The sequence below is a fragment of the Micromonospora sp. LOL_014 genome, from assembly GCF_048060245.1.
Taxonomy (GTDB): Bacteria; Actinomycetota; Actinomycetes; order Mycobacteriales; family Micromonosporaceae; genus Micromonospora_E.
The window spans coordinates 182,693-198,054 of the sequence record NZ_JBHMIP010000010.1; the positions used below are offsets into that span (position 1 = coordinate 182,693).

A 15,362-nucleotide genomic window follows, 5' to 3' on the forward strand; every position below is an offset into this window, starting at 1 on the left:
GAGACGATGCCCGCACCGCACATCCGGCTCGCCGTCGACATCGGCGGCACCTTCGTCGACGCGATGGAGCTGGACACCCGTACCAACCAGGTCCGGTTCCGTAAGGCGTCGACCACCCCGGCCCGCCCCTGGGAGGGGGTGCTCGACGCGGTGACCGCGCTCGGCACCGACCTGTCCGAGGTGGAGCTGTTCATCCACGGCACCACGTTGGGGCTCAACGCCGTGCTGGAGCGCCGGGGCGGGGCCACCGGCATCATCACCAACGAGGGCTTCCGGGACGTCTTCCTGCTCGGCCGGGGCAATGTGCCCGCCGACCACATGTACGACTTCCAGTACGAGCGGCCGGAGAGCCTGGTCAAACGGCGGTACACCGCCGGGGTGACCGGCCGGCTGGACTACCAGGGTCGGGTGGTGACCGAACTCGACCCGGACAGTGTCCGGGCGGCCGCCCGCACCCTGGTCGAGGAGCACGGGGTCGGGTCGATCGCGGTCTGCTTCCTGCACTCGTTCATCGACCCCAGCCACGAACGCGCCGCCGCCGCGCTCATCCGCGAGGCGTACCCGCAGGTCAGCGTCTCGGTGTCGACGGACATCGTGCGCGAGCACCGCGAGTACGAGCGGACCAGCACCACCGTGCTGGAGGCGTACATCCGGCCGATCTTCGAACGCTACGTCGACGAACTGGAGTCCGGGCTGGCCGACCGGGGCTTCACCGGCCGGTTCCTGATCATGCGTTCCGGCGGCGGGTCGATGACCTCGACGACGGCCAAGAAGTCGCCGACGCACACCGTGCTGTCCGGCCCGGCCGGCGGCATCGTCGGCGCCGCCTACCTGGCTGGCGCGCTGGGCCGGGACAACCTGCTCACCTTCGACATCGGCGGGACGTCGCTGGACGCCTGCGTGATCGAGGCGGGCAGCCCGGTCGCCGCGTACGAGGCGCAGCTGGAGCACTTCCCGCTGCTGATCCCGACGTACGACATCCGCACCATCGGCGCCGGCGGTGGCTCCATCGCCTGGCTGGACCGAGGGCTGCTGAAGGTGGGGCCGCAGAGCGCCGGCGCCGATCCGGGGCCGGTTTGCTACGGCCGGGGCGGGCAGCGGCCGACCGTCACCGACGCCTCGGTGGTGCTCGGCTACGTCGACCCGGACCGGTTCCTCGCTGGCACCATGGGGTTGCAGGCCAAGGCGGCGCAGGCGGCGCTCGACGAGCAGATCGCCACCCCGCTGGGGCTGAGCCCGACCGCCGCCGCGGCCGGCGTCTACGACGTGCTGCTGGCCCGCACCGTCGGCGCGGTCCGGCAGATCACCGTGGAACGCGGCCACGACCCCCGGGTCTTCTCGCTGCTCGCCTTCGGTGGCGCCGGCCCGCTGCTGGCCCCGCTGCTGGCCCGCGAAATGGGCATCCGGGAGGTGGTGGTGCCGTTCGCCCCGTCCGGCTTCTCCGCCTGGGGGATGCTGTCGGCCGACATCGTCGACGACTTCTCCCGGACGGTGCTGGCCACCCTGGACGCCGACGCGCCGGAGGGCAGCGTCGACCTGGCCGCGTTGGAGGCGATGTTCGTCGAGGTCGAGGCGGAGGCGGTCGGCTCCCTGGTGGAGCAGGGCGTCGACGCCGGCTCGGCGGTGCTGGAACGCCAGCTGGAGCTGCGCTACCTCGGCCAGGAACACACCCTGATCGTCACCGTCGGCGCCGAGCTGGACCGCGACGCGGTCCGGGCCGCGTTCGAGGAGTTGCACCGCACCCGGTACGGCCACGCGATGAGCAACCGGCTGCAGATCCTCAACCTGCGGGTGCGCGGCATCGGCCGGACCACCCGCCCGGAGCTGGTCCGCCCGCCGGCCGGCGACGGCGACCCGACCCGGGCGCTGCTCGGCCGCCGCGACGCCTTCGACTTCGGCACCCGCGAGGTGGCGTCGTTCGCCGTCTACGACCGGGCGAAGCTGGCGCCGGGGGACCGGTTCGCCGGGCCGGCCCTGGTCGACGAGGGCACCTCCACCACGGTGGTGCCCAGCGGGCAGCACGTCGAGGTCGACCCGCACGGCTACCTGCTGGTGACCCTGGAGGAGGCGAAGTGACCACGCTGGACGGAGCCACCGCCGAGGTGGTGCGCAGCTACCTGATCTCCGCCGCCGAGGAGATGCGGGTCACGTTGATCCGTACCTCGTTCAACCCGGTGATCTACGAGGTGCACGACTTCGGCATGTCGATGTACGACGCCGACCTGCGGCTGATCGCCGAGGCGACCGGGTTGACGTTCTTCCTCGGCGCCAACGACTTCTCGCTCGCCAAGGGTGTCGAGTACGTCGGCCGGGAGAATCTGCACCGGGGCGACATCGTGCTGCTCAACTACCCGTACTGGAACGCGGCGCACGCCTCGGACGCAACCCTGTTCGCCCCGGTGTTCATGCCGGACCCGGCCGACGCCGACCCGGACGCCGACGGCGACCTGGTCGGGTTCCTCTGCGTCCGGGCGCACTGGATGGACCTGGGCGCGAAGGACCCGGGCTACGTGCTCGACTCCACCGACATGCACCAGGAAGGGCTGATCTTCCCCGGCACGAAGGTGGTGTCCCGGGGCGAGCCGGTGCACGAGATCCACGAGCTGATCCGCTTCAACTCGCGGATGCCGGCCGAGGTCCTCGGCGACCTGCACGCCCAGATCGCCGCGCTGCGTACCGGTGAGCGGCGGTTGCTGGAGATCCTGGCCAAGTTCGGCCGGCCCACGGTGGCCGCCGCCGTCGACGCGATCATCGCCGACGGCGAGGCCCGCAGCCGGGCCGCCCTCGCCGCCCTGCCGCAGGGCTCGTGGACCGCCACCGACTGGGTCGACGACGACGGCATCACCGAGGATCCGGTGAAGATGCAGGTCACCGTCACCATCGCCGACGGCACCTTCACCGTCGACTTCGCCGGCTCGTCACCGGCGGTGCCCGGCCCGATCAACATGCCGTACGGGGCCACCGAGGCGATCTGCAAGGTGATCCTCAAGTCGTTGACCTCACCGGACCAGCCGTCGAACGCCGGCACCATCGCGCCGCTGCGGGTCAGGGCCGAGCCGGGCAGCCTGTTCCACGCCGTCTACCCGCAGCCGACGTTCACCCTGTGGACCGGCATCGTCGCCGTCGAGCTGATCCTCAAGGCACTCGCCCAGGGCATGCCGGACCGGCTGCCGGCCTCGTCCGGCGGCGACGTGCCCGGGTTCATGATGGTCGGCATCCACCCGGACACCGGCCAGCTCTTCGCGGTCAGCAACAACGACCCGGTCGGCTGGGGCGGCACCCGGGAGCACGACGGGATGAACGCCGCCACCCACGTCTCCGGCAGCACCGGCCGGATGACCCCGATCGAGGTGCTCGAGGCCCGGACCGGGATGTTCTTCGAACGGTTCGAGATGCGCACCGACTCCGGCGGCGCCGGCCGGCACCGGGGCGGCGTGGGGCTGCGGCGCGACATCCGGTTCGTCACCCCGGGCGAGTTCCTGTCGGTGATCAAGAAGACGAAGTCGGCGCCGTGGGCGCTCGACGGTGGCGGGCAGCCGGACCCGAACCAGGTGATCGTGCACCCGGGCACCGACCGGGAACGCCGGGTCAGCACGAAACGGACACCGGTGGTGCCCGGTGACCGGGTCACCCTGCTCACCGCCGGTGGCGGCGGGCACGGCGACCCGCGCCGGCGCGACCCGGCGGCGGTCCGCGAAGACGTCGCCGAAGGCTACGTGTCACCGGCCGCCGCCCGCGAGGTGTACGGGGTCGACGTCGATGACTGATACTTCCAGGGTGGACGGTGCGGCGACCGAGGTGGTGCGTAGCTACCTGGTGGCCGCCGCCGAGGAGATGCGCTCCGCGCTGGTGCGTACCGCGTTCAACCCGGTCATCTACGAGGTGTACGACTTCGGCATCTCCATCTACGACGCCCGGCTGCGGCTGGTCGCCGAGTCGACCGGGCTGAGCCGGTTCCTCGGCGCCAACGACTACTCGATCCGCAAGGGCGTCGAGTACGTCGGCCGGGAGAATCTGCACCCCGGTGACGTGGTGCTGCTGAACTACCCGTACTGGAACGCGGCGCACGCCTACGACGCCACCCTGTTCGCCCCGGTCTTCCTGCCGGAGCCGGCCGGTGCCGGCGGCGACGGGCCGGCCGGGGACGGCACGCTGATCGGGTTCCTGTGCGTGCGGGCGCACTGGATGGACCTGGGCGCGAAGGACCCGGGCTACGTGCTCGACTCCACCGACATGCACCAGGAAGGCATCATCTTCCCCGGCACCAAGGTGTTCCGCCGTGGTGAGCCGGCCAACGAGATCATCGAGCTGATCCGGTTCAACTCGCGGATGCCGGAACTGGTCATCGGCGACCTGCACGCCCAGGTCGCGGCGCTGCGCACCGGTGAGCGCCGGCTGATCGAGCTGGTCGAACGGTTCGGCCCGGCCACCGTGACCACGGTCGTCGACACCGCGATCGCCGCCGCGCAGGCATCCACCGCCGACGCGATCGCCGCGCTGCCGCAGGGCTGCTGGACCGCCGTCGACTGGCTCGACGACGACGGCATCACCGACGAGCCGATCAAGATGCAGGTCACCGTCACCATCGCCGACGGCACCTGCACGGTGGACTTCACCGGATCGTCACCCGCCGTCGCCGGACCGGTGAACCTGCCGTACGGATCGACCATCGCCACCGCCCGGGTCGCGTTCAAGGCGCTCACCACCCCGACCGAGCAGACCAACGCCGGGCACTTCACCGCGCTGCGGGTGGTCGCCGAACCAGGCAGCCTGTTTCACGCCGTCTACCCGGCCGCCACGTTCACCCAGTGGACCGGCACGGTGGCGATGGAGCTGATCTACCGGGCGTTGGCCCAGGGCATGCCGGACCGGCTGGCCGCCTCGTCCGGTGGCGACGTACCCGGGTTCATGATGGTCGGCACCCACCCCGACACCGGGCAGCTCTACGCGGTCAGCAACAACGACCCGGTCGGCTGGGGCGCCTCGCCCGACCACGACGGCATCGGCCCGGCCAACCACCTGTGCCAGACCCAGGCCCGCAACACCCCGGTCGAGGTGCTCGAGGCCCGCACCGGGATGTTCTTCGAACGGCTGGAGATCCGCACCGACTCCGGCGGCGCCGGCCGGCACCGGGGCGGACCCGGGCTGCGCCGCGACATCCGGTTCGCCACCGCCGGCGAATTCCTGTCCGTGGTGAAGAAGACCAGGTCGGCGCCGTGGGCGTTGGCCGGTGGCGGGCAGCCGGACCCGATCCAGGTGATCGTCCACCCCGGCACCGGCCGGGAACGGCGGGTCAGCACGAAACGCACGCCGGTGGTGCCCGGTGACCGGGTCACCTTGCTCACCGCCGGTGGCGGCGGGCACGGAGACCCGCGCCGACGCGACCCCGAGGCGGTACGCGAAGACGTCGCCGAAGGCTACGTGTCACCGGCCGCCGCCCGCGACGTCTACGGCGTACCCGTCCCCGCACCCGCAGAAAGGCCCGCGATGACCAATCCCGCTGACCGGACGCCGGCATGAGCGCCGCCACCCACCGCGAACCGGTCGACACCGTGCTGACCAACTGCACCGTCGTCGACGCCCGCGTCCTCGACGGCGTCGGCCCGGTCACCGACGCCGCCGTCTGGGTACGCGGCGACCGGATCGCCGCCGTTGGCCCGGCCGCCGAGGTGACCGCCGCCGCCCGCGCCGAGGCCGACGTCACCGAGGTTGACCTCGGCGGTGCGTACCTTACGCCCGGGCTGACCAACATGCACACCCACCTGTCGCTGTCGCTGCCCGGTGCCGGCGGGCAGAGCGTCAAGGACCTGACCCCGCACGAGCTGGCTCTCTACATGGCCGACGGGGCCCGGCGCACCCTGCTCTGCGGGGTGACCACGGTTCGCTGCGTGGCTGAGAAGGACCATGCCGACTTCGCGCTGCGCCGGGCGATCACCGCCGGCCGGGTCACCGGGCCACGGATCTTCACCGCCGGCCGGGCGCTGGTCTGCACCGGCGGGCACGGCCACGAGAGCACCGACACCCTGGAATGCGACGGGGCCGACGGGTTCCGGCGCGGCGTGCGCAGCCAGATCAGGGCCGGCGCCGACCTGATCAAGGTGATGATCTCCGGCGGGATCGCCGGCGAACACGAGTCGATCCACACCCGGCAGCTGTTCCCGGACGAGATGGCCGCCGTCATCGACACCGCGCACGCCTGGGGCCGCAAGGTCACCGCGCACGCCGGCCCGGCACCGGTCATCGGTGAAGCTGTCGAGCTGGGCCTGGACTGCGTCGAACACGGCTACCAGCTCACCGAGGAGGTGGCCGCGCGGATGGCGCGGCGCGGAACCGCCCTGGTACCGACCCTGCTGGTCACCCGGTGCAAGGAGTTCTTCGACGAACTCGGCGTACCGCAGTGGATGCAGTGCCGGTCGCTCGGTGCCGGACCCCAGCACCTGGAGAGCTACGCGATGGCCCTGGCCGCCGGGGTGGAGGTACTGCTCGGCAGCGACATGCCGCCGTTCTGGTCCTTCGAGGGCACCAACGCCTCGGTGCGGGAGCTGGAGTACCTGTCGGAGAGCGGCATCGGCCCGGCCCGCGCCCTGTACGCCGGCACTCTCGGCCCGGTCCGCTGGCTCGGCGCCGAGGCCGACCTCGGCACCGTCGAGACCGGCAAGTACGCCGACCTGGTGGCGATGGACGCCGACCCGGTCGCCGACACGTCGGCGTTCCGGGGCGTGCGCTGGGTGATGTCCGGCGGCCGGGTGGTCCGCGACGACCGCGCCGGCTGGACCGCCTGGTGAACGACGTGAGGAGCAGAATGTCCGAGCAGGAGACCGCCGAGATCGCGGCCGCGATCGGCGACATGTACGACGCGTTCCTCGCCGGCGACAGGGTCCGCTTCGACCGGCACCTGCACGCCGACGTGACCACCTGGGAGACCCATCTGCCCGGCCCGCTGCGCACCCGCGACCAGCTGGACGCCTACCGGGAGCGGCGCGACGCCGCCGGGGCCCGGCCGGTGCTGGACCGGCTGGCCCCCGAGGACCTGCGGATCGACGTGTGGGGCGACGCCGCGGTGGCCCGCTACGTGCTGGTCGCGGTGCCGGCCGGCGGCGGCCCGGCCGAACACAGCCGGGTCACCGACGTGCTGCGCCGCACCGGCGACGGCTGGCGGATCGTGCACCACCACTCCGAACTGGTCCGCCACCCGGCGGGACCGGCCCGCGAACCGGCGCTCGAACCGGCCGGCGGCCCGGCATGAGACGCCTCGTCGCCACCGGGTACGGCGAACCCGACCAGGTGCTCACCGTCGCCGACCTGCCCGAGGATCCACCACCCGGCCCCGGCCAGGTCCGGATCGCCGTCGCCACGGTCGGGCTGAACTTCCTCGACGTGATGCTCTGCCGGGGCAGCTACCCGGTCCGCCCGGCGCCGCCGTTCACCCCCGGCGTCGAACTGGCCGGCCGGGTCGTGGCCACCGGCACCGGTGCCGAAGCGCTCGCCGACACCGACGTGGTGGCCTGCCCGGCGCTGCCGCACGGGGCGCTCGGTGAGACCGTCACCATCGACGCGGCGCTCGCCGTACCGCGTCCGGCGGGCATCGACCCGGTCGTCGCCGCCGCCGTCCCGGTCACCTACCAGACCGCCTGGTTCGCGCTGGACCGCGCCGTGGTCCAACCTGGTGAGACGGTGCTGGTGCACGCCGGAGCCGGTGGCGTCGGCATCGCCGCCACCCAGCTGGCCGCCGCCCGCGGTGCTCGGGTGATCTGCACCGCCGGCGGGCCGGCGAAGACCGCGCTGTGCCGCGACAACGGCGCCGACGTCGCCGTCGACTACCTGGCCGGCGACTTCGTCGCGGCGGTAAGCGACGCCACCGGCGGTGCCGGCGCGGACGTGATCGTCGACCCGGTCGGCGGGGACGTGTTCACCCGGTCACTGGACTGCCTGGCGTTCGAGGGCCGGCTCGTCGCGGTCGGTGCGGCCGGCGGCAACCCGCCACCGGTGGACCCGATGCGGCTGATCGCCGGCAACCACACTCTGATCGGGCTCTCCTGGGGCTCGACGTACCCGTGGACCCGGCCGGACGCGGTCGCCCAGGCGTACCAGCGGATCTTCGATCTGATCGCGGCCGGCGCGGTCCGGCCCCCGGCGAACCGGGTCGTCGACCTGGCCGGCACCCCGGCCGCGCTCGCCGACCTGGCCGACCGGCGTACCACCGGAAAGATCATCGTCCGGATCGACCCGAGGGAGCAGTCATGAGCGATCAGAATGTCGGCACCGACGACGGCGACATGGAGGTCTACGACCTGCGGGTCAGCGTGGACCGGATCACCGGCCGGTCGGTCTGCGGGATGGCCGTCGGCGACCACTTCGACCTCACCGACAGCGCACACCTGAAGATCCCGGAAGGGAAACACTTCTGCGTGTACGCGCTCGCGTCGGTACTGCCGTTCCTGGCCGCCAAGCAGCGCGACATGCCGCCGGGGGACTGGCTGGAACGCGACACCCTGTTCGCCTGCCCGGACCCGGAGGAGGGCCTGGTCATGCGGGTCGAACGGACCTGCAAGCGGCGGATGAACTCGGCCGACCTGACCTGAATCATCGGAGGTTCGCGTGGCTGTGGAAATTGGACTCGGCCTGCAGAGCGACAAACGCGCCGGCGACTACGCCCGGCTGGCCCGTGCTGCCGAGGCGCACGGCTTCGACGTGCTGAGCGTCTTCGGTGACCTGATGTACCAGCCGCCGATCTTCCCGCTGCTGGAGATGGCCGCCGCCACCGATCGGGTCCGGCTCGGCACCGCCTGCCTCAACCCGTACTCGATGGCGCCGTACGAGATCGCCGGCCAGCTCGCCGCGCTCGACCTGGCCTCGCACGGGCGGGCCTATTTGGGGCTGGCCCGCGGCACCTGGCTCGGCGCGGTCGGCATCGAGCAGCCGCGCCCGCTGACCGTGCTCGCCGAGGCCGCCGAGGTGATCCGCCGGTTGCTGCGCGGCGACCGGTCCGGGTTCGACGGCAAGGTGTTCCGGCTGGCCCCGGACACCGCCCTGCGGTACGCGGTGCACCGCCCGGACCCGCCGCTGCTGCTCGGCGCGTGGGGGCCACGGGGTGCCGCGCTCGCCGGCCGGATCGCCGACGAGATCAAGGTCGGCGGCAGCGCCAACCCGGACATGGTGCCGGTGATCCGCGACCGGCTGCGTCCCGGCGCCGACGCCGCCGGTCGGTCCGTCGACGACGTCGGCATCGTGTTCGGCGCGGTGACCGTGGTGGACACCGACGGCGCGGCGGCCCGGGCAAAGGCCCGCACCGAGGTGGCGATGTACCTGGCGGTGGTCGCCGACCTGGATCCGACCGTCACCGTGCCGGACGAGCTGCTGGCGCAGGTCAAGTCGCTGGTGGCGGCCGGACGCGACGTCGACGCCGGCCGGCTGGTGCCCGACGACCTGCTGGACCGGTTCGCCTTCTCCGGCACCCCAGAGCAGGTCGCCGCCCAGGCGCAGGCGCTGATCGACGCCGGGGTGCGTCGGGTCGAGTTCGGCACCCCGCACGGGCTCACCGACGACCGTGGCGTGGAGCTGCTCGGCAGCGCGGTGCTGCCGCTGCTACGTAGGGAGGTTTCCCGATGACAGTCGACGGTGTACTCGTCGTCGCCGGCCCGGGGCTGACCGTCGACCCGGAACTGCTGCGGGGCCTGGTCGTCGCCGAAGCGGCCGGCCTCGGCGTGGTCGGGGACTTCGTGGTCGCCGCCGACGCCGACGAGGTTCGCGGCCTGCTCGACGGGGTCGGCAGCGTCGGCGGGCGCGCGGTGGTGCTGCTGCCCGGCCCGGACCCGGCGGTACGGGCGCTGCTGACCGCCGACGGCCGCTGGGCAGGCCGCACCGTCCACTACGACCCGCAGGTGACCGACCCGCAGCCGACCGGTCCTGGCTCGGTCCACCTGTCCGGCCGGGGAGTGTGGGGGCTGGCCTGGGCGATCCGGCACGCCGTGCACCGGCTGCGCCGCCCGGCGCGGCGGGTCGCGTACGGGCCGGACCCGGAGCAGTGGGGCGAGCTGCGGCTACCGGCCGATGCGCCTGACGTGTCCGCCGGGCCGTTGCCGGTGGCGGTGCTGCTGCACGGCGGCTTCTGGCGGTCGATCTGGGCGGCGGACCTGATGGACGCGCTCGCCGTCGACCTGGCCGACCGGGGTTACGCGGCGTGGAACCTGGAGTACCGCCGGCCGGACCGGCACGGCTGGCCGGCCACCACCGCCGACGTGGCGACCGGGCTGGCGGTGCTGGCCAACCTGCCGGAGCTGACCGGTGGCGCGGTGCCGGACGGTCTGCTCGACCTGGACCGGGTCGCGGTGTTCGGCCACTCCGCCGGCGGGCAGTTGGCGGTGCGGCTGGCCGCCGACGGCGGTCCGGTGCCGGTGGCGTTGGCGGTCTCCCTGGCCGGGGTGCTGGACCTGGCGGAAGGGGACCGGCGGCAGGTCGGCACCGGCGCGGTCGCCGCCGCACTCGGCGGTGGCCACGACATCGTGCCGCAGGTGTACGCCGCCTCGGATCCGATGGCCCGGCTGCCGATCGGGGTGCCGCAGCTGATCGTCCAGGGTGCCGGTGACGACCTCGACCTGATCGACTTCAACCGCCGGTACGTGGCGGCGGCGCGGGCCGCCGGGGAAGACCCGGGCTGGCTGGAGCAGCCGGGCGACCACTTCTCGGTGATCGACCCGGCCGCGCCGATCTGGCAGGCGACGATGACGCAGGTGGACCGCTTCCTGGACCGGGTCCCGGGCCGGTGACGGTCCGGATCCGGTCAGCTGACCCGAAATTATGACGTGTCAGTGAACATGTTGCCCACCAGTGGGCAGTGTGGCGGTCAGAACAGCCGTGGGGTGACCACCGACACGACGGTGGTCACCTGGTCGGTGTCGTTGTACAGCCGGTGCGGGGTGCTGGACCGTAGATGCAGGCTGTCGCCCGGGTAGAGCCGGTGCTCCACCCCGTCGACCTCGTACAGCAGCTCGCCGCTGACCACGTAGGCGAACTCCTCGCCGAAGTGCCCGTACGCCTCCTCGCGGCGCCCGCCCGGCGCGATGTGCACCAGCATCGGCTCCAGCACCAGGTTGGGGCCACGGTCGGAGAGCATCCGGTAGGTCTGCTGGCCGGAGACGTACTCGGTGGCGCCGTTGTCGGCCCGGGTGAGGGTGAAGTGCACCGGCAGGCTGCCCTGCGGGTCCTCGGCGGTTTCGGTCGGCTCCGCGCTGAAGAACTCGGCGACCGGCCGGTCCAGGGCGGCGGCGACGCTGTTGAGCGCGGTCAGCCCGATCGACGAGACACCCCGCTCGACCTGGGACAGGAACCCGATCGACAGGTTCGCGCGGCTGGCCAGACCGCGCAGGGTCAGCCCCTGCTCCTTGCGGAACTGGCGCATCCGGGCGCCGACCAGATCCTGGCGTGCGTCGCCGTCGGCGACGACGCGATCAGACCTGCGCACCGGACCTCCCGTGACCCCCGCGCGGACCGCCCGCCGGGCCGCGCCGATTCTTGTTCGATGGTATCGAACTAACCGCCCCGACCGGAACCCCGACCGGCTGCTCGCGGCGTGACGCAGTAGTGCTGCGGAGGGTGGCCGTCTCCGTGCTTACGGTTCGTATGGCGGCGAGTGTCGGAAGGGTGTGTCGTGTCCGCTTTGTGGTCACAGCTTGTGACTGTCATTTACACCGATCGTTTGGATCGCCTACAGTCGGACACTGACTGGCGTCGATCACGGGGGTGCCGGATGGCTGGCGTACGGACGGGCGTGTCGAGGCATGGGTGGACGGCCGTGTCGGTGGCATGTCACGGCTGGTCGGAACAGCCTCGGCACACGCCACTGGGGCCTCCTCGTCAACAGGTCTGCCCTGGACGGTCTACCGAGGGATGCCTGCAGCCGCTGATACGGCATGACTGCACCTAACCGCCGCGCCGAGGTCAACGGCACCGCTGACCGTTCTTGTTAGGCAGATTCGGAGGCCAACCATGTCGACCCAACTGGGGATCCGTGGCCGGAACGCTCGGCTGAGGTGCAGATTGCGAGCTGGTGCCGCTAGGCTCGCGGTGCTCGGGTTGGTTGCCGGCTCGCTGACGGCAGCGTCTCCCGCTGGTGCGGAGCCGGCGGGACTGCCCATATCGTCCTGCGTTGAGGAGCAGCCGGACGCGCGTAGCGCCGAGTCGATGGTGAAGATCTGTCAGAGTCGCGTAGAGATTTTGTCCGAGCGAACTGAAGTGTCCCAAACCTTTCTGAACCTGGACGGCTCGCGAACCTTGGAAGAAAGTATGGTGCCGGTTCGAGTTCGCCGTGGGTCATCGTGGGCGCCGGTAAACGCTACGCTGAAGGCAACGCCACAGGGTATTTCACCGAAGGCTTCGGTACTGCCGGTCTTTCTTTCATCGGGCGGCAGCGGGCCGATGGCGCGGGTTGTCGATGATGGCAGGGAGTTGGCAATATCCTGGCCAGGTCCGTTGCCTGCTCCCGAGTTGGCGGGCGACACCGCGATCTACCGCGAGGTTCTGCCGGATACAGACTTGCAGGTAACCGCCAGCGCGTTAGGTTTCTCTCATGTGCTCGTAGTCCGGACGCCGAGTGCCGCTAAGGATCCTCGGCTGTCGGAGATTCGTTTCGGGATGTCGGTGAAGGGATTGGCTGTCCGGAAAGGTGACGGGGGGACAATCGTTGCACACGACGATCGTGGATCTGCCGTCTTCACGGCGCCGGCGCCATTGATGTGGGACTCCTCGGTCGACTCAGATTTGCCCGGCGATGAGGCGAAGCAGGATGCCCAGGCCGGAGCCGGGCCAGCGCAGCGGAAGGGCCAGGGCCCAGCCACCTCCAGGCTGGATAAAGACGACAAGATGGAGGCGGCGGACTTGGCGGCGCGTGAGCCGGCCGAGGGCGCGCGGCGCGCGGTGATGCCGGTGAAGATTGGTCAGAACAGCCTGACCATCGTGCCGGACAAGTCGTTGCTCACCAGCCCGACGGCAACGTTCCCGATCTACATCGATCCGGCTTGGACAGGGAACGTCTCCGACAGCGCATGGACGACAGTGTGGAGTAAGTACAAGACCAGTTCCTTCTGGCGAAACGCCAGCGCGCTTTACAACGGCTCTACCCATGGTTCGGCTGGCGCTGGCAGAACCGCGGATTGCACAGGCTGCGCTGACTACATCATACGATCGTTCTTCCGAATGGATGTCTCTGGTGTCAAGGGCAAGATCATCCAGGCTGCGACGTTTCGGATTGAGCAGCGCCACTCCTGGACCTGTAGCCCAAAGTCGAATGCCAAGCTCTGGCTGACGGGCGGGATTTCTTCGACCACAACGTGGAACAAGCAGCCGACCTGGTATGGCGGTTATACGGCGCAGACCGCCGCGAACCGTAAGGTCGGCGCGGTCCACGGGTGCATGGGAACTGGGCCTATCGAATTCAATGTCACCTCGATGGTCAAGAAGGCAGCCGAGACTGACAAGCAGTCCACCATGACAGTAGGGCTGCGGGCGGTCGACGAGAGTACAAAAAACCAGTGGAAGCGTTTCAACCATTCGTCGCCGAAGCTCGCGATCACCTACAACACTAAACCAGCCGCACCGACGGACCGGCGGTCGGACGGCAGGTCCTGTGCGGCTGGGTCCGCCCGGCCGTACGTACTGACCCTTACGCCGACCCTGTCCGCCCGGCACTCGGACCCGGACTCCGGCCAACAATCGCTGACTACCTGGTTTTACTGGTGGCCGATTGGGGGCTCGCGGAACGACACCGACCGGGTATCGCAGGCATCCGGCAACTCCTCCATCGTGTCGCGTGCCATTCCCGCCGGCCGGTTGGTCGACGGCGACACCTATGTGTGGCAGTCGCGTACTTACGATGGGAGCCATTACAGCGACTGGTCGGGAACTTGCGAATTCGTTGTCGATGCGACTGCCCCGGAAGGGCCGTCGAATGTGACGTCCACAGACTACCCGACCGGTCCTACGCCACACGGTGGCGTAGGAATTGAGGGAACCTTCGAGGTCAGCGCGCCAACGCTGCGCCGCCATGAGGTGAAGGAGTACGCGTGGACCCTGGACTCCGGGACCTACCTGGACGCCGCTACGGTGCCAGCACGCAGTAGTGATTCCGGAGCGACGATCAAGGTGAGTCCGGTCCGGGACGGTACTCAGGCGCTGCGCGTCTGGTCAAAGGACCACGCCGGACGCTACTCGGCGACTCCCTGGATCTATACCTTCGTCGTGCGGGCTGGTGCCGGCCCGACAGCGCACTGGACGTTCGATGAACCGAGCGGGAGCGCTGGCGATGTAACCCAGCACGGCAACGGCCTTTCCCTAGCTGGTGGCGCGTCGCGAACGACTGGCCGGTCAGGGGTGGGAAGCGCGTTGTTGTTGAATGGTGCGACGGAATACGGGAGTGTGACAGGAGCGCTTCACTACCCACACCCCGACACCAACGTGTCCACTCCGATGCGCACGGACTCCAGCTTTACCGTCACGGCACGGGTCCGGCTCGATTCGACGAGTGCAGTTACTGGCCAGCGGACGATCCTATCGGCAAACGGGTCGCGGGTGTTTGCCTATACGCTAGGCTACTCGGGTCCAGACGACCGCTGGCGTTTCAGCATGGCGGGCGCGGACGCGGACAATCCGGCTCTGTTCTCAGTGCTTTCCAACAGCGCCCCGGAAGCAGATAGGTGGACTCATCTAGCGGCCGTCTATGATGTATCGACGGGAATGTTGAAGCTTTACGTAAATGGCGTGGCGCAGACTGCAACCGCTACCTTGAGTGGTGGATTCAACGCAACCGCGAATGTTGCCCTGGGTAAGCGCAAGTGGAACGGCGTGGACGACGGGTTCTTTGCCGGGGCTGTCGACGACGTACGGATCTACAATTTCGCTGAGAGCGCAGCCAACCTCGCCGAGCTTGCGGTCCCGCTCCCGGCGGTGGTCTCTTTCCCCACCGGCAGCGCAGCGAACACGGGTGACCAGCTCTCGGTTACCTTTAACGCCGGTGGAGATATCAACGTCACGAAGTTCCGTTACAGCATCGGCAGCACTGCGGTCGACACCGAGGTGTCTGCGTTGGCACCAGGTGGAACGGCGACAGTGTCGATCAATGTGGGCAATGTAGCCGGGGAGCGTTCTCTCTTCGTCGTAGCCGTCGATGTCGGTGACCGACGCAGTGGTCTTGCCCAGGCATACTTCACTGTGAATGCAGCGACCAGCCTTGACGGTTCGGTGCTGGCCGACGCGGACTTCACCCCGCTTGTGGGTGCGGTGGTGACGCTGGATCCGGGCGGGTACCAGACCAGGGCTGTTGCGTAGTCGGTTGAGGGGCTCTTGAGCTGGGGTTTTCGATGGGATTCGGC

The 15,362-nt window shown here is 70.3% G+C and carries 11 protein-coding genes; 10 read left to right on the forward strand and 1 reads right to left on the reverse strand.

Features of this window, described 5'->3' with window-relative positions; all coding sequences use genetic code 11:
• The first annotated feature begins 6 nt into the window (after positions 1-6).
• The 9 genes from ACFHW1_RS11660 to ACFHW1_RS11700 are packed head-to-tail and all read left to right on the forward strand — an operon-like array spanning position 7 to position 10,766.
• Complete coding sequence (locus ACFHW1_RS11660) at positions 7-2,076, forward strand: hydantoinase/oxoprolinase family protein (protein ID WP_416554301.1); 2,070 nt, start codon at positions 7-9, stop codon at positions 2,074-2,076.
• A complete protein-coding gene (locus ACFHW1_RS11665) occupies positions 2,073-3,767 on the forward strand; it encodes a hydantoinase B/oxoprolinase family protein (RefSeq protein ID WP_416615376.1) in 1,695 nt (564 codons plus the stop codon). Before ACFHW1_RS11660 ends, ACFHW1_RS11665 begins: the two co-directional genes overlap by 4 nt.
• Positions 3,760-5,520: a hydantoinase B/oxoprolinase family protein gene (locus ACFHW1_RS11670; RefSeq protein ID WP_416615378.1), complete on the forward strand. Its 1,761-nt coding sequence runs from the start codon at positions 3,760-3,762 to the stop codon at positions 5,518-5,520. Before ACFHW1_RS11665 ends, ACFHW1_RS11670 begins: the two co-directional genes overlap by 8 nt.
• Entirely contained in the window at positions 5,517-6,785 is a 1,269-nt protein-coding gene (locus ACFHW1_RS11675; RefSeq protein ID WP_416568263.1) for an amidohydrolase family protein, read from the forward strand. The genes ACFHW1_RS11670 and ACFHW1_RS11675 overlap by 4 nt, the downstream gene beginning before the upstream one ends.
• 17 nt (positions 6,786-6,802) lie before the next feature.
• On the forward strand, positions 6,803-7,246 hold the full coding sequence (locus ACFHW1_RS11680; protein ID WP_289212629.1) for a YybH family protein: 444 nt from the start codon (positions 6,803-6,805) through the stop codon (positions 7,244-7,246).
• Positions 7,243-8,244 carry an NADPH:quinone oxidoreductase family protein gene (locus tag ACFHW1_RS11685; protein ID WP_416615380.1) on the forward strand — a complete coding sequence of 334 codons (1,002 nt, stop codon included), beginning with the start codon at positions 7,243-7,245 and terminating at the stop codon, positions 8,242-8,244. Before ACFHW1_RS11680 ends, ACFHW1_RS11685 begins: the two co-directional genes overlap by 4 nt.
• Positions 8,241-8,582 carry a TIGR04076 family protein gene (locus ACFHW1_RS11690; protein ID WP_416554311.1) on the forward strand — a complete coding sequence of 114 codons (342 nt, stop codon included), beginning with the start codon at positions 8,241-8,243 and terminating at the stop codon, positions 8,580-8,582. The genes ACFHW1_RS11685 and ACFHW1_RS11690 overlap by 4 nt, the downstream gene beginning before the upstream one ends.
• Before the next feature lie 16 nt (positions 8,583-8,598).
• Complete coding sequence (locus ACFHW1_RS11695; protein ID WP_416554313.1) at positions 8,599-9,609, forward strand: LLM class flavin-dependent oxidoreductase; 1,011 nt, start codon at positions 8,599-8,601, stop codon at positions 9,607-9,609.
• The gene (locus ACFHW1_RS11700) at positions 9,606-10,766 is read left to right on the forward strand and encodes an alpha/beta hydrolase (RefSeq protein WP_416615382.1); all 1,161 of its coding nucleotides are present in this window, start codon (positions 9,606-9,608) and stop codon (positions 10,764-10,766) included. Before ACFHW1_RS11695 ends, ACFHW1_RS11700 begins: the two co-directional genes overlap by 4 nt.
• Before the next feature lie 77 nt (positions 10,767-10,843).
• Here ACFHW1_RS11700 and ACFHW1_RS11705 read toward each other — a convergent pair whose 3' ends face one another.
• Complete coding sequence (locus tag ACFHW1_RS11705) at positions 10,844-11,461, reverse strand: helix-turn-helix domain-containing protein (RefSeq protein ID WP_233605752.1); 618 nt, start codon at positions 11,459-11,461, stop codon at positions 10,844-10,846.
• Positions 11,462-12,063: 602 nt separating this feature from the next.
• Here ACFHW1_RS11705 and ACFHW1_RS11710 point away from each other — a divergent pair.
• Entirely contained in the window at positions 12,064-15,318 is a 3,255-nt protein-coding gene (locus ACFHW1_RS11710) for a LamG-like jellyroll fold domain-containing protein (protein ID WP_416615383.1), read from the forward strand.
• Positions 15,319-15,362 lie beyond the last annotated feature (44 nt).